This is a genomic window from Streptomyces sp. NPDC051576 (assembly GCF_040681835.1).
GTDB lineage: Bacteria > Actinomycetota > Actinomycetes > Streptomycetales > Streptomycetaceae > Streptomyces.
Window position 1 is genome coordinate 676477 of record NZ_JBFAZO010000003.1, and the last position, 18066, is coordinate 694542.

General features: G+C 72.3%; 16 protein-coding genes. 12 read left to right on the top strand and 4 right to left on the bottom strand.

The window, feature by feature from the left end:
* Positions 1-142: 142 nt before the first annotated feature.
* The 3 genes from AB0M63_RS12940 to AB0M63_RS12950 all read right to left on the bottom strand — a co-directional run bounded on the left by AB0M63_RS12940 (position 143) and on the right by AB0M63_RS12950 (position 4942).
* Positions 143-3337, bottom strand: a complete 3195-nt coding sequence (locus AB0M63_RS12940) for an NACHT domain-containing protein (protein ID WP_366019383.1) — start codon at positions 3335-3337, stop codon at positions 143-145.
* A complete protein-coding gene (locus tag AB0M63_RS12945) occupies positions 3334-3645 on the bottom strand; it encodes a trypco2 family protein (RefSeq protein ID WP_366019384.1) in 312 nt (103 codons plus the stop codon). The genes AB0M63_RS12940 and AB0M63_RS12945 overlap by 4 nt, the downstream gene beginning before the upstream one ends.
* A gap of 94 nt (positions 3646-3739) precedes the next feature.
* Positions 3740-4942: a pyridoxal phosphate-dependent aminotransferase gene (locus AB0M63_RS12950; RefSeq protein ID WP_366019385.1), complete on the bottom strand. Its 1203-nt coding sequence runs from the start codon at positions 4940-4942 to the stop codon at positions 3740-3742.
* Positions 4943-5071: 129 nt separating this feature from the next.
* On the opposite strand from AB0M63_RS12950, the gene AB0M63_RS12955 reads away from it, so the two are divergent.
* From AB0M63_RS12955 to kynU, 11 genes are all read left to right on the top strand, one after another.
* Positions 5072-5386 (top strand): hypothetical protein, encoded by a 315-nt coding sequence (locus AB0M63_RS12955; RefSeq protein WP_366019386.1) that lies wholly within the window; start codon positions 5072-5074, stop codon positions 5384-5386.
* Positions 5387-5718: 332 nt separating this feature from the next.
* Positions 5719-6255, top strand: a complete 537-nt coding sequence (locus tag AB0M63_RS12960; RefSeq protein WP_355917809.1) for a DUF2617 family protein — start codon at positions 5719-5721, stop codon at positions 6253-6255.
* 103 nt (positions 6256-6358) lie between these two features.
* Complete coding sequence (locus AB0M63_RS12965; protein WP_355917812.1) at positions 6359-7999, top strand: polyamine aminopropyltransferase; 1641 nt, start codon at positions 6359-6361, stop codon at positions 7997-7999.
* 81 nt (positions 8000-8080) lie between these two features.
* Positions 8081-8875, top strand: coding sequence for an SRPBCC domain-containing protein (locus AB0M63_RS12970; RefSeq protein WP_366019387.1), 795 nt, complete (start codon positions 8081-8083; stop codon positions 8873-8875).
* Positions 8876-8896: 21 nt separating this feature from the next.
* Positions 8897-9685: an aldose 1-epimerase gene (locus AB0M63_RS12975; protein ID WP_355917818.1), complete on the top strand. Its 789-nt coding sequence runs from the start codon at positions 8897-8899 to the stop codon at positions 9683-9685.
* 10 nt (positions 9686-9695) lie between these two features.
* Positions 9696-10244 carry an orotate phosphoribosyltransferase gene (gene pyrE, locus AB0M63_RS12980; RefSeq protein WP_366019388.1) on the top strand — a complete coding sequence of 183 codons (549 nt, stop codon included), beginning with the start codon at positions 9696-9698 and terminating at the stop codon, positions 10242-10244.
* 197 nt (positions 10245-10441) lie between these two features.
* Positions 10442-11473, top strand: a complete 1032-nt coding sequence (gene fbaA, locus AB0M63_RS12985; protein ID WP_355917824.1) for a class II fructose-bisphosphate aldolase — start codon at positions 10442-10444, stop codon at positions 11471-11473.
* A gap of 60 nt (positions 11474-11533) precedes the next feature.
* Positions 11534-13006 carry an MFS transporter gene (locus tag AB0M63_RS12990; RefSeq protein ID WP_366019389.1) on the top strand — a complete coding sequence of 491 codons (1473 nt, stop codon included), beginning with the start codon at positions 11534-11536 and terminating at the stop codon, positions 13004-13006.
* Positions 13007-13657: 651 nt separating this feature from the next.
* Complete coding sequence (locus tag AB0M63_RS12995) at positions 13658-14071, top strand: DUF3151 domain-containing protein (protein ID WP_355917830.1); 414 nt, start codon at positions 13658-13660, stop codon at positions 14069-14071.
* A 155-nt stretch (positions 14072-14226) separates the two neighbouring features.
* Positions 14227-15066 carry a tryptophan 2,3-dioxygenase family protein gene (locus AB0M63_RS13000; protein ID WP_355917833.1) on the top strand — a complete coding sequence of 280 codons (840 nt, stop codon included), beginning with the start codon at positions 14227-14229 and terminating at the stop codon, positions 15064-15066.
* Positions 15059-16273 carry a kynureninase gene (gene kynU / locus AB0M63_RS13005; RefSeq protein ID WP_366019390.1) on the top strand — a complete coding sequence of 405 codons (1215 nt, stop codon included), beginning with the start codon at positions 15059-15061 and terminating at the stop codon, positions 16271-16273. The genes AB0M63_RS13000 and kynU overlap by 8 nt, the downstream gene beginning before the upstream one ends.
* On the opposite strand, the gene AB0M63_RS13010 is transcribed toward kynU, so the two are convergent.
* Complete coding sequence (locus AB0M63_RS13010; RefSeq protein ID WP_355917839.1) at positions 16262-16900, bottom strand: TetR/AcrR family transcriptional regulator; 639 nt, start codon at positions 16898-16900, stop codon at positions 16262-16264. The two genes, kynU and AB0M63_RS13010, sit on opposite strands and share 12 nt — an antisense overlap.
* 222 nt (positions 16901-17122) lie before the next feature.
* Here AB0M63_RS13010 and AB0M63_RS13015 point away from each other — a divergent pair, with 222 nt between their 5' ends.
* Entirely contained in the window at positions 17123-18007 is an 885-nt protein-coding gene (locus AB0M63_RS13015) for an alpha/beta hydrolase (RefSeq protein WP_366019391.1), read from the top strand.
* The last annotated feature ends 59 nt before the right edge of the window (positions 18008-18066 follow it).

Consider the following 18066-nt stretch of genomic DNA (forward strand, 5'->3'; position numbering starts at 1 on the left):
CGTACGGGTGCGGGTGCTGGCGTGGGTCACATCCGCACAGTGCCGGGGGAGCGCGATCTTCGCGAGCAGGGCGCGCCCGGGCGGGTGCGCTTTCGACGCGTCCGGCGTGGCGGCGTGACGGGACGGCCGCCCGCCCACTTCGTCACCGCGTACCGGAACGGGGGCCGGGCGCCACCCGGGTCAGGAACCGCAGGCGGTGACCCGGATGCCGGGGAGCGGGGGGACCGACGTGCCCGGTGGCACCTGGCGCAGGACCAGGCGGCGCAGGTCCGGGAGGGCGGCGGTCATGGCCGGCAGGTCCGCCTCCGGTGACCAGTCCACGACGACCGAGCGGACGCCCTCCACCTCGTCGAAGCGGATCCTGCGCGCGCCGGAGACCAGGCTCAGATGGCGTACCCGCAGCCCGGCCGGGAGGCGGTCCAGGTCGCGCGGGCGGGATTCCAGGCGCAGGCTGTCCAGCCGTACGCCGGACAGGCCGGCGAGGTCGACGCGGGTGGTGATGCCCTCGATGACGAGCCTGGAGAGGCGTGTCTCGCGGAGCGGGGACAGGTCCACGGGGCGGGCGCCGGCGTTTCGGGCGCACCGGTCCAGGACGAGGACCCGGAGCGAGGGGACGCAGCGAGGTCATGTCGTTGTCGCGCAGGGTGAGCCGGCGCAGGCGGGGCAGTTCGGTGAGCGGGGTCAGGTCGAAGACGCTGTTGCGCAGGGTCAGCGTGACGATGGACTTGAGGTGGCTGATGTGGTCGATGCGGCGGCCGTTCTGCAGCTCGACGTCGAACCGGCTGAAGTCGATCTGGCTGAGCACGTCCCGCGCGTATGTCTCGTAGTCCCCGTACCGGCCCCACGCCTCCAGCAGTTCGTTGATCACCCGGGGCGGGGCGCCGGGCACGGCGTACTGGAGGATCTTCTCGATGGCGCCGGCCGGGTTGTCCCAGCGGGCCGCGATCCGGGCCGCCGCGCGCACCACCAGCACGGCCTGTTCGTCGGTGATGTGGCGCGGGTCGGGCAGCAGGTCGAGGACGAAAGGACCGGCCGCGGCGAGCTGGTCGGCGGCGCCCCGGTCGCGCGGCGGGATCAGTACGGCCAGGTCGTCGTTGACCTGGTCGCGTACGTCGGGCGAGCCCTCGTCCCGCTGCGGGAGGACGTCGGTCTGCTCCAGGATGGCCGCCGCGAGCAGGAACAGGGCGTCCTTGTGGCCGGGTTCGTCGCGGCCGCGGTCGAGCAACTGCTGGAGCAGCCACATCCGTTCGGAGGGCCGGGCGTGAGCGCCCGCCATCACCGCCACGTCGTGCCAGTGCGGTTTGTCGGCGTTGTCCACCAGCAGGGAGAGGTTGTCCTCGTCGACGACCTCCTTCGCCGCGAGGTGGTCGCGGAAGGTCCGGTGGATGAACTCCAGTGACCCGTCCGGCTGTTCGCGTACGACTCCGCTCTGATGGGCCAGGTACTGCAACACCCGTTCCGGGTCGCCGTCGCCGCGCAGGCCGACCATGGACGACTGGACGCGGCGGCGGGCGAGTTCGGGGGTCAGCACCATCTGGCGGTTGGTGACCAGCCAGAACGCGATCCGCTGGAGGAGTTTCGTCATCCCCTCGCCGCGCAGCGGGGGTTCCGCGGCCTGGGCCTCCGGGGCGGCCCCGGACCCGGCCCGCTCGCCGTCGTCCGCCGCACGGTGCCTGCGCCGCAGATACGGCCAGCGCACCAACAGCAGGTCCAGGGCGGCGTCGTAGACCTGTTTACGGCTTTCCGGGAGGTGCTCGGCGCGTTCCAGGTGCAGGGCGCAGAGCAGTCCGCACAGCAGGGGGTTGTCGCTCATTCCGCGCAGGGCCGGGCGGTTGGAGAGGGTGATCAGCAACTGCCGTTCGCAGCGCGTCAGTTCCCTGCGCACCTCGTCGCCGAGGGCGGTGGCGGGCTGGTCGTCGCGGGCCGCGTCGTGCCAGGAGTGGACGTACTGGTCGATGCTGTGGCGGCTCATCGGCAGCAGGTCGTAGCGCTGGAAACCGCGGTCGGCCCACCACTGTTCGGCTACGACGGAGGGGCGGGTGGTGACGATGCAGCGGGTGCCCGGGTGGGTGTCCACGTGCTCGTCCACCCAGTCCTCGACATGCACCCGTTCGCGCGGCGGTATCTCGTCCAGGCCGTCGAGGAGCAGCAGCACGCGGCCGGCCGCCAGCATGCGGTCCACCCAGCCCTCCGGCATCCCCGAGCGCAGCACGGGGGCGATCAACTGGTCGAGGGAGGGCGGCCGCCCGCCGCCGAACCGGGCCAGCTCCAGGAGGAACGGCACCGGTGCGGGGTCCCCGGTGTCCGCCCCGGCCCGCGCGGCGCGCACGCCGAGCCAGCGCAGCAGGGTGCTCTTGCCCGAGCCGGCCACCCCGCGCACCAGGGCGCGTTCCTGGGCGCCGAGTGCCTGGTCGGCGCGGACTCCGGCGGTCACGGCGTTCTTCGGGTCGTCGCCGGTGTCACGCGGGCCCACCGTCAGGGGGACGTAGCCGGTGGCGAAGGTGTGGCGGCGCGGTATGCCGCGCGGGTCCACGCCGAAGAACTCGAAGCGGTTCAGGGTGCGGGCCACGAAGGCGCGGTACCGGTCGGTGAACTCCTCGTCCGCCTGGTCGAGGGGGCGTACGACGTCGGCGAGTTGGGCCGGCTGCACGGGGGCCTGGAGCAACTCCCGTACGTCGGGGGCGAGTTCGTCGAGGGTGAGGTCGAGGCGGGCGGCGGTCAGGATGCCCAGGTCGTCGCCCGGATGGTGCTTGGTGACCACGCCGACGATCCGGTCCTCCGCCCACAGCGCGGCCCCCGACATGCCCTCCCACGGTGACACCGCGCCGCCCGTGCCCGGGGCGAGGAGGGCGGGCCGGGCGGAGACGACCACCTCCAGGGTGTGTTCCCGCCAGTGCGACAGGAGCGCCACGGTGCCGACCACGTGCGCGCTGTCCCTGAACCAGCCTGTGGAGGCGGACGCCGTGGTGCCCGCTCCGGTGCCGCCGCGCAGCTTCCAGCGGGGGAATCCCACGGCCTGCACCGGCAGTTGGGCGGCCCGCGTCCCGATCCGCCCGTAACCGGCCTGCACCGGCGCCGGTTCGTCCGGGCGGGGCGCGATGCGTACGGCCGCCAGGTCCGAGGCGTCGTCGGCGGACCAGGACAGCGCGTCCACCGTCCACTCTCCCGGCAGATCGGGCTCGAAGCGGACGCGCACGGACACGGCGTCCTCCAGGACATGCGCGGCGGTCAGCACGGCCTCGCCGTTGACCCGGTAACCCGACCCGCGCCGCCGCCCGTTGGCGTGGATCACCACCAACTCGGCGACCCGCGCCCGGTCCAGGCCCTCGGAGCTCATCGCTCGCCGTCGACTTCCTCGCCGGAGATCAGCGGTCCGCGATCCGGTGCGCCGCCGGTCTGCCGGGGATCCAGGACCAGTTTGATCCGCTGGGTCGCGGTCCGGGAGACCTTGCCGTCGGCGCCGAGCTCCGCGACCCAGAACCTGACCTTGCCCCCGCCACCGACCTCTCGGCCCACCTCCACCGCCAACTCCAGCTCGACCGGCCCCAGTTCGAACCGCAGCCCGGCGCTCTCACCGGCCCGCATGGCCTCGGTGAGCTCCGCCCGCAACTGCGCTATCAATTCCGCCAGTTCCACACCTGGCATCACGACCACCCCCGTTCCCAGCGGTTGTCCCCGGGGGTGTGGGGCTGTAAGCGTGTTCGGGGGCGGAATCCAACGGGGTTCCAGGCAGGCGGAGTCAGCGGGCGAACGCCTTGTGCAGCCGTTCCACCGCCTCCTCCAGCACACTCACCCGCTTGCAGAACGCGAACCGAACGAAGGGCGCGCCCGCATCCCGGTGGTCGTAGAAGACCGCGTTCGGGATGGCGACGACGCCGGCGCGTTCGGGCAGGGCGCGGCAGAAGGTGACGCCGTCGGGGGTGGCGAGGGGGCTGATGTCGGTGGTGATGAAGTACGTGCCGGCCGGGGGGAAGACCTTGAAGCCGGCGTCCGTCAGGCCCTTCGCCAGGATGTCCCGCTTGGTCAACATGTCCGCGCGGAAGGCGTCGAAGTAGGAGTCGGGCAGGGACAGCGCCTCCGCCACCGCGTACTGGAACGGGCCGGACGCCACATATGTCAGGAACTGTTTCGCCGAGCGGACCGCCGTCACCAGCGCGGGCGTCCCCGTCAACCACCCCACCTTCCAGCCCGTGAACGAGAACGTCTTGCCCGCCGAACCGATCGACACCGTGCGCTCCCGCATCCCCGGGAAGGTCGCGAGCGGGATGTGCTCGGCCGCGTCGAAGACCAGGTGCTCGTAGACCTCGTCGGTGATCACCAACAGGTCGCGTTCGACGGCCAGTTCGGCGATCGCGGCGAGTTCCTCGCGGGTGAGGACGGTGCCGGTCGGGTTGTGCGGGGTGTTGATCAGGAGGAGGCGGGTGCGGGGTGTGATCGCGGCGCGCAGTTCGTCGAGGTCGAGGCGGAAGCGCGCTCCCTCCTCGAAGTGCGGGCGCAGGGTGACCGGGACGCGGGTGCCGCCCGCCATCGCGATGCAGGCGGCGTAGGAGTCGTAGTACGGCTCCAGGGCGACGACCTCGTCACCGGGTTCCAGCAACGCCAGCAGGGCCGCCGCGATCGCCTCCGTCGCGCCCGCCGTGACCAGGACCTCGGTGTCGGGGTCGTAGGACAGGCCGTAGCGGCGCTCCTGGTGGGCGGCGATCGCGGTGCGCAGCTCGGGGACGCCCGGGCCCGGTGGGTACTGGTTGCCGCGTCCGTCGCGCAGCGCGCGCACCGCCGCCTCCCGGATCTCCTCGGGGCCGTCCGTGTCGGGGAAACCCTGGCCGAGGTTGATCGACCCGGTGGTCAGCGCCAGGGCGGACATCTCGGCGAAGATCGTCGTCCCGAACTCGGCGAGCCGGCGGTTGAGGAGGGGGCGTGCGCTGGAGGTCATGCCCGTCATCCTGCGCCCAAGCTCTGGACTTGCTCAACTCTGCTTTGGCGGTCGAACGGGCCGGGCATCCCTGCTTCACGCACCAACCGGGGCGCCCACGGGGGGCCGCTTCGGGGGAATCGGAAGGAGGGTGACGTCATGTTCTTCTTCGTCATCCTGGCGGTGATCGCGGTCGTCTTCGTGGGGGCCATCGCCTCCGCGGGTCGTAAGAGCAGGATCGGCAGGGGATCGGGCCGGCGGGGCGGGGCGTACGGGGGAAGTGCCGCCGGCACGAGCAGCAGTTGGTGGGCCGGGGACGGCGGTTCGTCCTCCGGGGGCGGGCACCACGGGGGCAGCCACCATGGGGGCGGCCATCACTCATGCGGCGGCGGGCACTCGTCCTGCGGCGGCGGTTCGTCGTGCGGCGGAGGTTCGTCCTGCGGGGGCGGAGGCGGCTGCGGCGGGGGCAGCTGAGCGTCGTGGAAAGGCCGGTGTCCGGGGTCGTGGCGCCCGCCGGGAGAGGGTTTCCGGCGGGCGCTCCGGCGCGCGCCTGACACTCCTGGGCGTACGCCCTGGTTGAACAGTTGAGCTGTGGAGCCCCCTGAGGGATGGAAACCCCACGAAGTTGGGTAAAAACGCTGTGGTGGCGCCACCGCTCATGATTCCCTCTAAATCACCAACGCGGCCCCTCGGAAGTCCTGCGGACACTGTCTCCTGACTGGGCTGACCAGGCCGAACTCCCGGTGTCGACCGGGCTGCGCCGGACCCCACACTCCCCTTTCTTTGCGTGCCTGCGGAGCCGATCCATGCTCACGACCCTGAAGACCTCCTACACCGATACGCGCGCGGCCGACCTCGCCTGGGCCCTGGGGCGCGAGCCGCTTCCCGCCCTGGCCACCCTCGACCTCGAACTCACCGGTGCGAAGCTCCAGTTGAGACTGCTCGGCGCGTCCCACCAGGTACTCCTGGACGAGGAGCGGGGCGTTTGTTCGGAGACGGTCGCGTGCATGCCGGGTTCCAGCACACCGCTGCCGCTCGGGGTCGCCAAGCGGATCGGCGACTGGGAGTACGAGTTCGCGGCCCGGGTCGAAGTGCTGTCCCCGGGGCAGTTCGCGGGCCGCGCCCAGGAACTGCTCGCCCTGGTCGCCGACCATCCCAACGGACTGGCGGGGGTCTTCCCCGGCAGCCCGCACGCCTTCACCGCGATGCTCGCCCAGCGCCACGAAGGCCATGTGCACTGGCGCACCTGGCACGCCTATCCGCAGGACGGCCAGCTGGTGGCGACGCGGACACGGGTGGGGGTACGGGTGCCGCTGGGGCACTCGGTGCTGTCCCTCGCCTGAGCCGTACCAGCCATCACAGGGCGACACCGTCCCGGGCCGGTGTAAACACATTCCACACGTGTGGGTGACGAAGCGTGCCCGTCTTGTGACGTAACGTCGCAGCGTGATCGAACCGCACGCGCCGGCCCGGCCGGGTACGCAGCCGCCGTGGGCAGGCCCCGCGCGGCTGCCCGTACGGCCGGGCACGGGCCGGTTCCTGGTGCTCGCGGGGGTGTTCGTCTGCGCCGCCTGCGGACTCGTGTACGAACTCGAACTCGTCGCCCTCGCCTCGTACTTGATCGGCGACTCGGTCACCCAGGCGTCCGTCGTCCTGTCCGTGATGGTCTTCGCGATGGGCATCGGCTCGCTCGCCGCGAAGCGGCTGCGCTGGCACGCGGCGGCCGGTTTCGGCGCGGTCGAGGCGGCCCTCGCGCTCATCGGCGGATGCAGCGCGATGGCGTTGTACGCGGTCTTCGCCTGGACCGGGAACTGGGGCGGCCCGTGGGCGCAGGGCCCGCGCTGTCTCCTGGTCGCCTTCTCCCTCGCCATCGGGCTGCTGATCGGCGCCGAGGTCCCGCTGCTGATGGAGCTGATCCAGCGCATCCGCCGCCAGGACGCGGGCGGCGCGGTCGCCGACCTCTTCGCGGCGGACTACGTCGGCGCCCTGGTCGGCGGCCTCGCCTTCCCCTTCCTGCTCCTCCCCTTCCTCGGCCAGTTGACCGGCACCCTGCTCACCGGCACGGTCAACGTGGTGGCCGGCGGCTGTCTGGTCCTCGGCCTGTTCCGCCGCGACCTCAGCCGCCGGGGCCGCTGGCTCCTGGTGATCGCCAACCTCACGGTCCTCGGCCTGCTCGCCTCCGCCGCCGTCCTGGTCGACGACTTCGAGCGGGCCGCGCGGCAGGCGGTCTACGGCGAGGACGTCCGCGTCGCGCTCCAGACCGGCGTCCAGGAGGTCGTCCTCACCGGCGGCGACCACGGCCGCCCCCTCGACCTCTTCCTCGACGGCCGCCTGCGGGTCGGCGGACGCGACGAGCGGCGGTACCACGAAGCCCTCGTCCACCCCGCCATGGACGGCCCGCACGCGCGCGTGCTCGTGCTCGGCGGCGGCGACGGCCTCGCCGCCCGCGAGGTGCTGCGCCACCGGGGCGTGCGCCGCGTCGACATCGACGAACTCGACCCGGGCGTCGTCCGGTTGGCCCGCCGCGACCCCGCCCTCGCCGCGCTCAACGACCACGTCTACGACGACCCGCGCGTCCACGTCACCACCGGCGACGCCTTCGACCTGCTGCGCGGGGTCCGCCCGGGGACGTACGACGTGGTGATCGCCGACCTCCCCGACCCCGGCATCACCGCCAGCACCAAGCTCTACTCCCAGGAGTTCTACGGCCTCGCCCGCCGCGCCCTCACCGACCGGGGCCGCCTGGTCGTGCACGCCGGACCGGTCTCCTCCCGGCCCCGCGTCTTCTGGACCGTGGTCTCCACCGTCCGCGCGGCCGGCCTGCATCCCGTCCCCTACCGCGTCGGCGGCCGCGCCCCGGGCTTCGCGGCGGGCCCCGACCGTACGACGGGCACGTCCCGGGGCCCGCGCGACTGGGGATTCGTGCTGGCGACCCGGGACGCGGAGCGGCCGGAGCTGCGGCTCGATCCCCGGGGACCACGGCTACGGACGCTGACGGAGACGGGGCTGGCGGCGGACGAGCGGGCGGCGGAGCGGACGTGGGTACCGGGGCTGGCGGCTTCGACGCTGGTGCACCCGCGGTACTGAGGGGTGTGAACCGAAGGGGGGCGGACCGAGGGGTGTGATTCGCAGCCCCGGAAGGCGCCCGCACTGGGTAGGCTCGGCAAGATGGAGCATGAGGTGTACCTTCCGGTTCCACCCGAGCGGCTGCGATCCGCGCTGAGCGACCCCGCCCGGGTCGCCCGCGCCGTCCCCGGCCTCCAGCAGGACGCCGGCACGGAACCCGTGGCCGGCCGGCTGAAGGTCCGCGTCGGCAGCCACTCCATCACCTACCGGGGAACCCTCCGTATCTCCGCCCAGGACGACGGTTCCCACACCGTCGAGGGCGACGCGACCGAGGCCCGCGGCACCGGCTCCGTGAAACTCGCCCTCACCCTGCGCGTGCGCGAGTCGGACGGCGGCTCCACCCTCGCCTTCGACGGTAGGGCGACGGCGGACGGCCGGGTGACCGAACTGGCGCCGGACGCGGTGCGCGCGGCGACGACCAGACTGCTGGACCGGTTCGCGGAGAACCTGGGCGCGGAGCCGGCCGAAGAGCCGGAGCAGGTCGCCGGTGTCGCGGAGGTCGCAGATGTCGCGGAGGCCGCCGACGTAGACGATGTGGACGACGTGGATCTGGTCGGTCCGGATGTGGACATTCCGGATGTCATCGAGGAACTCCACGTCTCCGAGACCTTCGACGAGACCACCCAGCCCCCCGCCGAAGCCGCGCACGCGCGCCGCACGATGATCGGCCGCAGCGCCGAGGAGGTCGACCACGCGCCGCCGCGCGGCCGTTACGCCCCCGTCCCCGCGCCGCAGACCGTCTCGGCGAACGCCACCCTGCGCTGGGCGGCGCCCGCCGCCGCACTGGTCCTGGCGTCGGCGATCGTGGTGAACAGGGTGCTGCGCAAGCGCCGTTGATCCGCCCAGTAGGGTCGTGCCGTGAGTAACGAAGAGATCACGCTGACCGCGGGCGACGCGGAGGTGACGGTGCAGCCGGGCAACGGCGGCCGTATCGGAGGGCTCCGCGTCGGCGGCACCGAACTCCTGCGCCAGGGCGAGAAGTTCGGGTGCTTCCCGATGGTCCCCTGGTGCGGTCGGACCCGCGACGGCCGGTTCCTGGACGGCGGGACCGTCCACCAGATGCCGCTCAACTCCCCGCCGCACGCCATCCACGGCACGGTCCGCGACGGCGCCTGGCGCACCGCCCGCAGGACGGCCGACGAGGCGGTCATCACGTACGACCTCGTCGAGCCGTGGCCCTTCCCGGGCCGCGTCACCCAGGCCGTCGCGCTGACCGCCGACGCCCTGACGCTCACCATGGCGGTGGAGGCCTACGACGACTCGTTCCCGGCGCAGATCGGCTGGCACCCGTGGTTCCACCGCAGCCTCGGCGGCGAGGACGTGCGGGTCGACTTCAGCCCGGCCTGGCAGGAGGAGCGCGGCGACGACCACCTGCCCACCGGCAACCGCGTCGACATCAAGCCCGGCCCCTGGGACGACTGCTTCGGCATGCCGGACGGCGTCGACGTCACGCTGACCTGGCCGGGGCAGCTGGAGCTGAAGGTGACGAGCCCCGAGCAGTGGGTCGTCGTCTACGACGAGCAGGAGGCCGCCGTCTGCGTGGAACCGCAGACCGGCCCGCCGAACGGCCTGAACACCCTGCCGCGCCTGGTCACCCCGATCGAGCCCCTGGAAGCCACGATGACCTGGGCCTGGACACGCCTTTAAGCTGACAGGCATGACAGACGTACGCGGCACGCTGCTGCAGCAGATCAAGGACAAGGCCGTGGTGCACGGCAAGGTGACCCTGTCGTCGGGTCTGGAGGGGGACTACTACATCGACCTCCGCCGCGTCACCCTCGACGGGGAGGCCGCCCCGCTCGTCGGCCAGGTGCTGCTGGACCTGACCGAGGACCTCGACTTCGACGCGGTCGGCGGCCTCACCATGGGCGCCGACCCGGTCGCCACCTCGATGCTGCACGCCGCCGCCGCGCGCGGACAGCGGCTGGACGCCTTCGTCGTCCGCAAGGCCGCGAAGGCGCACGGCATGCAGCGCCAGGTGGAGGGCCCGGAGATCGCGGGCCGCCGGGTCCTGGTCGTCGAGGACACCTCCACCACCGGCGGCTCCCCGCTCACCGCCGTCGAGGCCGTGCGCGCGGCCGGTGCCGAGGTCGTCGGCGTCGCCACCATCGTGGACCGGGCGACCGGCGCCGCCGAGAAGATCCAGGCCGGGGCGGGAGTGCCGTACCTCTTCGCGTACTCCAAGGACGACCTGAACCTGGACTGACCGCGTCGGCCCGAGTTGTCCACAGGCCGTTGTCCACAGGCGTTATCCACAGGTCGAGACGGCAGGTCCGACCAACCGGCCATGTCTGGAAAGATGGGCACGACGACGACGTCGCACTCAAGGTCTAGGTCAGGGCCGTAGTACGCAGATCGCAGATCGCGCAGATCGCCAACCCGCACATACCAAGGAGCGGACAGATGCCCATCGCAACCCCCGAGGTCTACAACGAGATGCTCGACCGGGCGAAGGCAGGCAAGTTCGCCTACCCGGCCATCAACGTGACCTCGACCCAGACCCTGCACGCTGCGCTGCGCGGCTTCGCGGAGGCCGAGAGCGACGGCATCGTCCAGATCTCCACGGGTGGCGCCGAGTTCCTGGGCGGCCAGTACAGCAAGGAGATGGTCACGGGTTCCGTGGCCCTGGCCGAGTTCGCGCACATCGTCGCCGAGAAGTACCCGGTCACCGTCGCGCTGCACACCGACCACTGCCCCAAGGACAAGCTCGACGGCTACGTCCGTCCGCTGCTCGCCGTCTCCGAGGAGCGCGTGAAGGCCGGCGGCAACCCGCTGTTCCAGTCGCACATGTGGGACGGCTCGGCGGAGACCCTCGCCGACAACCTCGCCATCGCGCAGGAGCTGCTGGCCCGCGCCGCCGCCGCGAAGATCATCCTTGAGGTGGAGATCACCCCGACCGGCGGCGAGGAGGACGGTGTCTCGCACGAGATCAACGACTCCCTCTACACCACCGTCGACGACGCGGTCCGTACGGTCGAGGCGCTCGGCCTCGGCGAGAAGGGCCGCTACCTGCTGGCCGCGTCCTTCGGCAACGTGCACGGCGTGTACAAGCCGGGCAACGTCGTCCTGCGCCCCGAGCTCCTGAAGGAGCTGAACGACGGCATCGCCGCCAAGTACGGCAAGCCTGCCGGTTCGCAGCCCTTCGACTTCGTCTTCCACGGCGGCTCCGGCTCCACGGCGGAGGAGATCGCCACCGCGCTGGAGAACGGCGTGGTGAAGATGAACCTCGACACGGACACGCAGTACGCGTTCACGCGCCCGGTCGCGGACCACATGTTCCGCAACTACGACGGTGTCCTGAAGGTCGACGGCGAGGTCGGCTCCAAGAAGACCTACGACCCGCGCACCTGGGGCAAGCTCGCCGAGGCGTCGATGGCCGAGCGCGTCACCGAGGCCTGCGCGAACCTGCGTTCCACGGGCACGCGGATCAAGTAACCGCCTTTCACGACGAGCCCGGCGCTGTTGATAGCGCCGGGCTCGCTGTATACCTGGGGCATGTCCGACGTCCGGCTCGCCTCGCCGCAAGGCAAATGGATCCTGCTGACCACGGTGCTCGGCTCCAGCATGGCCATGGTGGACTCCACCGTCGTCAATGTGGCGCTGCCCCGCATCGGCCGCGATCTCGACGCCGACCTGGCCGCTCTCCAGTGGACGGTCAACGCGTACATGCTCACGCTGGCCGGACTGATCCTGCTGGGCGGTTCGCTCGGCGACCGCTACGGCCGCCGCAAGATCTTCGTCCTGGGTGTCGTCTGGTTCGCGACGGCCTCCCTGCTGTGCGGGCTCGCGCCGGGCGCGGGTGTCCTGGTCGCCGCGCGCGCCTTGCAGGGCGTCGGCGGAGCGCTTCTGACCCCCGGCTCCCTCGCCCTCATCCAGGCCTCCTTCCACCCCGACGACCGGGCCAGGGCGGTCGGCCTGTGGTCCGGCTTCGGCGGCATCGGCGCGGCCGTAGGTCCCTTTCTGGGTGGCTGGCTGGTGGACGGCCCCGGCTGGCGCTGGGTGTTCCTGATCAACGTCCCGCTGGCCCTGCTCTGCGCACCCATCGCCCTGCGGCACGTCCCCGAGTCCGCGGACGGCCGCAAGCACGGCGGCTTCGACGTCCTCGGCGCGGCGCTGGGCGCCATCGCGCTCGCCCTGGTGACGTACGCGCTGATCGAGGCGCGGAACGGTTCGCTGGTGGTCGCGGTGACCGCCGTCGCCGGCCTGGTCGCGGGCGTCGCCTTCGTCTACGTCGAGAAGCGCCGCCCCGATCCGATGATGCCGCTCGACATCTTCGCGTCCCGCCAGTTCACGGCGGTCAACCTGGTCACGGTCTGCGTCTACGCGGCCTTCAGCGGCTTCTTCTTCCTCGCCGCGCTCCAACTCCAGGTCGTGGCAGGCTACTCGGCGCTCCAGGCCGGCACGGCCCTGCTCCCGACAACGGCCCTGATGCTCCTCTTCTCGGCCCGCTCCGGCGAACTTGCCCAGCGCATCGGCCCCCGCATCCCGCTCACGGTCGGCCCTCTCCTCTGTGCCGCGGCGATGCTGCTGATGCTCCGCGTGGGCCCGAACGCCTCGTACCTCACCGACGTACTGCCCGCCCTCCTGGTGATGGGCACCGGCATGGTCACCCTGGTCGCCCCCCTCACGGCCACCGTCCTCGCCTCCGTGGACACCGCCCGCGCGGGCCTGGCCAGCGGCATCAACAACGCGGCGGCCCGAGCGGCCGGCCTGATCGCGGTCGCCGCGCTCCCGCTGCTCGCCGGCATGGGCCCGGACGCGTACCGCTCGGCATCCGCCTTCGACGACGCCTTCCGCCGCGCGATGCCCCTGTGCGCGGCCGTACTGGTCCTGGGCGCGATCCTGGCCTACGCGACCGTACGGCGCCCGGCACCGGGTTGTCGTCGCCCGGAGTGCCTTACGCATGGGTCGATCACGGCTCCGCCGTTGGAGCCTCGGGTGGGGAAGGGGCGTTTGGAGGCGGGGTAGGGGCGTGGCCTTGGTGTGGGGTGCCGGCCCGCTGCGGGGCGGAGGTCGCCCGGAGTGCCGCACGCACGGGCGGCGATCATGGCTCCGCCGTTGGCGCCTCGGGTGGGGAAGGGGGGCGTCTGGAGGCGGGGTAGCGGCTCGGTGCCGGGCCATGGCCTCGATACGGGGCGAAGCTCGGTGTGGGGTGACGGCCGTCCGGAGCGCGCATGCGGGGGTCGTTTACGGCGCCGTCGCTGGAGTCCTGGGAGGGGAAGGGGTATCTGGAGGCCGGCTCGCGGTGTGGTGCCGGGGCACGGCCTCGATGTGGGGCGTGGGCTCGGTGTGGGGTGACGGCCGTCGGAAGCGCGCACGCGGGGGTCGCTCACGGCGCCGCCGTTGGAGCCTCGGGTAGCTCGGGGCCGGGTAGCGGAGTGGTGCCGGGCTGCGGCCTCGATGTGGGGCAACGGCTCGATGCGGGGCGAAGGCTCGACGTGGGCGAAGGCCGTCCGGAGAAGTGCGCACGCACGGGTCGCTCACGGCGCCGCCGCTGGAGCCCCGGCTCGGGAGGGAGCATCTCGACCCGGGACAGCGGCCCGGTGCCGGGCGACGGCTGGATGCCGGGCCATGGCCTGGATGCCGGGCAATCGCCGTCCCTGGGGGAGACTGGAACCCATGACGATTCACGAGAACCTCCTCGGGGGCCCGCCCCCGACCCATCTCCCCGAAGACCCCGGCCCGCGCGACCTCCTCGCGGGCGGTACGGCGCCCGCCGATGTCGCCGCGAAGTACCCGACCTCCTCGCTGGCCTGGGCCCTGCTGGCCGACGACGCCTTCGAGCGGGGCAGCGTCGTGGAGTCGTACGCCTATGCGCGTACGGGCTACCACCGCGGCCTGGACTCCCTGCGGCGCAACGGCTGGAAGGGCCACGGCCCGGTGCCCTGGGAGCACGAGCCGAACCGCGGCTTCCTGCGCGCCCTGCACGCCCTCGCGCGCGCCGCGCAGGCGATCGGGGAGCAGGAGGAGTACCAGCGGTGCAGCCAGTTCCTGAAGGACTCCTCGCCCACGGCGGCCCAGACGCTCGGCTAGTGGCCCGGGGGCATTGATGCAGGTCCGCCTGGTGTGACCAGGCGGACCTTGCGGTCTCGGGGGACGATTGTGGAAGATGCCCGGTGGGGACCGGGGCCCCCTGTCGATAACGGCAGGGGCGGACCGCTACCCGGAGTACGCATCAGGAGACAGCGATGTCCCAACCGGCTCAGGAAACTCAGGAGCCCGAGGCCCCGCATCTCGACTTCCAGGGGACGACCCCCTACGAGGACTACGTCCAGGCGGACGTCCTCACCCACCTCCAAGCACTCCGCTCCGACGACCCCGGAGAGATGGTCTTCCTGGTCACCACCCAGGTGATGGAGCTGTGGTTCACCGTCATCGTGCACGAGTGGGAGACCGCCGCGCGGGCCCTGCGCGAGGACCGGGTGCCGGTCGCGATCGACGCGCTCAAGCGTTCCGTACGGGAACTGGAGGCACTGAACGCCTCCTGGCGGCCCCTCGGCCAGCTCACGCCGGCCCAGTTCAACTCCTACCGCTCCGCCCTCGGCGAGGGCTCCGGCTTCCAGTCGGCGATGTACCGCCGTATGGAGTTCCTGCTCGGCGAGAAATCCGCGTCCATGCTCGTCCCGCACCGCGGCGCCCCCCGCGTGCACGCCGAGCTGGAGAAGGCACTGCACGAACCGAGCCTCTACGACGAGGTGTTGAGGCTCCTCGACCGGCGCGGGCACACCGTCCCAGCAGCCGTGCTCACCCGCGACGTGTCGCTGCGCTACGAGCCGTCCGAGGCCGTCGAGACGGTGTGGACCGACCTCTACTCCGGTGACGCGGACGACGAACTCGCCCGGCTGGGCGAGGCGTTGACCGATGTCGCCGAGCTGGTGTGGCGATGGCGCAATGATCACCTGGTCGCCACCCGGCGCGCCATGGGCGCCAAGACCGGCACCGGCGGCTCCGCCGGAGTGGCCTGGCTGGAGAAGCGCGCGCAGAAGAACGTCTTCCCCGAGCTGTGGACGGCGCGCTCCCATGTCTGAACCCGAACTCGAACTCGCGATCAGGGCAGAGAAGTTGGATGCCGCTGATGAACTGGCAGGCGTGCGTTCGCAGTTCATCCTCGATGACGTGGTGTATCTGGACGGGAACTCGCTCGGCGCGCTGCCCGCGTCCGTCCCCGGCCGGGTCGAGGACGTCGTCCGCCGGCAGTGGGGCGAACTGCGCATCCGCTCCTGGGACGAGAGCGGCTGGTGGACCGCGCCCGAGCGGATCGGCGACCGGATCGCCCCGCTGGTCGGGGCGGCGGCCGGCCAGATCGTCGTCGGCGACTCCACAAGTGTCAATGTTTTCAAGGCACTTGTGGCGGCCGTGCGGATGGCGGGGGACTCCGGCTCCGGCCGTCGGGACGAGATCGTCGTCGATGCCACCACCTTCCCCACGGACGGGTACATCGCCGAGTCGGCGGCCCGCATGACCGGCTGCACGCTGCGCCCGGTGACCCCGGCCGAGGTGCCGGGTGCGCTCGGCGACCGTACGGCGGCGGTGCTCCTCAACCACGTCGACTACCGCACCGGCCGGCTGCACGACCTGCCCGGTCTCACCGCCGCCGTGCACGCGGCGGGCGCGCTCGCCGTCTGGGACCTGTGCCACAGCGCGGGCGCCCTGCCGGTCGGACTCGACGAGCACGGAGTGGATCTCGCGCTCGGCTGCACCTACAAGTACCTGAACGGCGGCCCGGGTTCACCCGCGTACCTGTATGTGCGTGCCGATCTCCAGAGCCGCTTCGACTCACCGCTGCCCGGCTGGAACTCGCACGCCGAACCCTTCGGCATGCGGCCCGCCTACGAACCGGCGGCGGGCGCGCTGCGCGGTCGCGTCGGCACGCCGGACATCCTGTCGATGCTCGCCCTCGAAGCCGCCCTGGAGGTGTGGGACGGCGATGGCGTCTCCGTCGAGGCCGTGCGCGCCAAGTCCCTCGCCCTGACGGACTTCTTCCTGGAGTGCGTGGCGGCCTACGTCCCCTCCGGGCGGGCGGAGTCGGTGACTCCGGTGGACCACGCGGAGCGCGGCAGCCAGGTCGCGCTGCGTTGTGCGGACGCCGGTGACGTGATGAAGCGGCTGATCGAGCGGGGTGTGGTCGGCGACTTCCGGCACCCGGACGTGCTGCGGTTCGGTTTCACGCCGCTGTACGTCGGGTTCGGGGACGTGGAGCGTGCGGCCCGGGTACTCGGTGAGCTACTGAGGTAGACCGTCCCCGGTCACGAACACCCCTGCTGCGGCGGCGACTTGCGCGGCGCGCGCGGCCCGTTCCGCGGCGGGGGCGTCCGGGGCGGTGCCGGTGGTCAGCAACTCGTAGTAGAGGGGCGCCGACACGGCCCGTACGACCTGGGAGGCGTCGGTGCCGACAGGCAACTCCCCGCGCGCCACGGCCTGTTCGACGCAGGGTGCCCATTCGGCGACCCGCACCTCGTAGAAGTGGCGCAGGGCATCGGCCGTACGGGCGTCGCAGGTCGCGGCGGCGATGACGGCGCGGAACAGGGCGCCCTGGCGCGGATCGGCGAGGGTGCGCTGCACCAGCAGGGCGTTGGCGCGCAGGTCGCCGAGGAGCGAGCCCGTCTCCTGGCGGGGCAGCGACTGTTCGGCCATGTCGACGAGGAGGTCCGCGACCAGCGCGGTCACCGAACCCCAGCGCCGGTACACCGTGGTCTTGCCGACCTCCGCCCGCCGGGCCACGTCCGAGAGGTCGAGCCGGTCGACGCCCTGCTCGGCCAGCACGTCACCGGCGGCCCGCAGCACCGCCGTACGGACACGTGCCGTGCGACCGCCGGGGCGCAGGGTGCCGGGTTCGGGCGCGGGTCCGGATTCGACGGACATGGCGGTCTCCTTGGCGTGCTGACGGGGTGCCGTGACGGGCACGGCGTCAGCGTAACGAAACAGCAGAACCGTTTAAGCCTCACCGAGCGTGACAAACGCGGTCTCCGTGCACGTCATCGGCCTGATAGCGTCCCGCCAACGGCCGATTTTCTCTGCGTGTCTCTCTTCTGGTCGCCGCATCCCGTTCTGTCCAAATCCGTTCTGTCGCTGAGAGGTTGGAGCATGCCGGACGACGCCGCTGCCGCACGTGCCGCCGCAGAAGAGGAGTCCGCCTTCTCGCACCCCGCCGTCGACCCCGACAGCACCGCCGCGTACGGCGACCACCCCGACCAGGTGATCGACTTCTACGCCCCGCGCGGCGAGCGGGTGCCGGCCGAGGCGGTCCCGCTGGTCGTCGTCCTGCACGGCGGCGCCTGGCGCGCGCCCTACGACCGCCGTCACATCACCCCGTTCGCCGACTTCCTGGCCCGCCGCGGGTTCGCGGTGGCCAATGTCGAGTACCGGCGCGGGGCGGCGCTGCCCGCGCAGGGTGGCGCGGGCCCGGTCGCGGGCCGCTGGCCGGACACCTTCGACGACATCGCCGCCGCACTGGACGCGCTGCCCGCGCTCGTACGGGAGGCGTTGCCGCAGGCCGACCGGCGCCGCACGGTGATCACCGGTCACTCGGCGGGCGGTCATCTCGCGCTGTGGGCGGCGGCCCGGCACGTCCTCCCGAAGGACGCGCCCTGGCGCACCGACGCCCCCGCCGCGCTGCGCGGGGTGATCGCGCTCGCCCCGATCGCCGACTTCACGGTCGCCGAGGAACTCGCGGTGTGCGGCGGAGCGGCCGGTCAACTCCTCGGCGGAGAAGCCAGGTTCGCCGAGCGACTGCCGTACGCCGACCCCGTGCTCCTGCTCCCCACAGGCATCGCGACCGCGCTCGTGCAGGGCCGCGCCGACACCACCGTCCCGCAGGCGGTCGCCGAGTCGTACGCGGACGCGGCGGCCAAGTCGGGCGAGGTGGTCGGCCTCACGCTCCTTGAGGACGTCGGCCACTTCCCGCTGATCGACCCGGTGGCGGACGCGTGCGCGGTGGTGGCGGAGGAGATCGCGCAGTTGGCGTGGTGAGCGGGGCCGGGGCGCCCGGTCGTTCCCGTACGTAGTACTTGAGACGGACGGACCAGGAC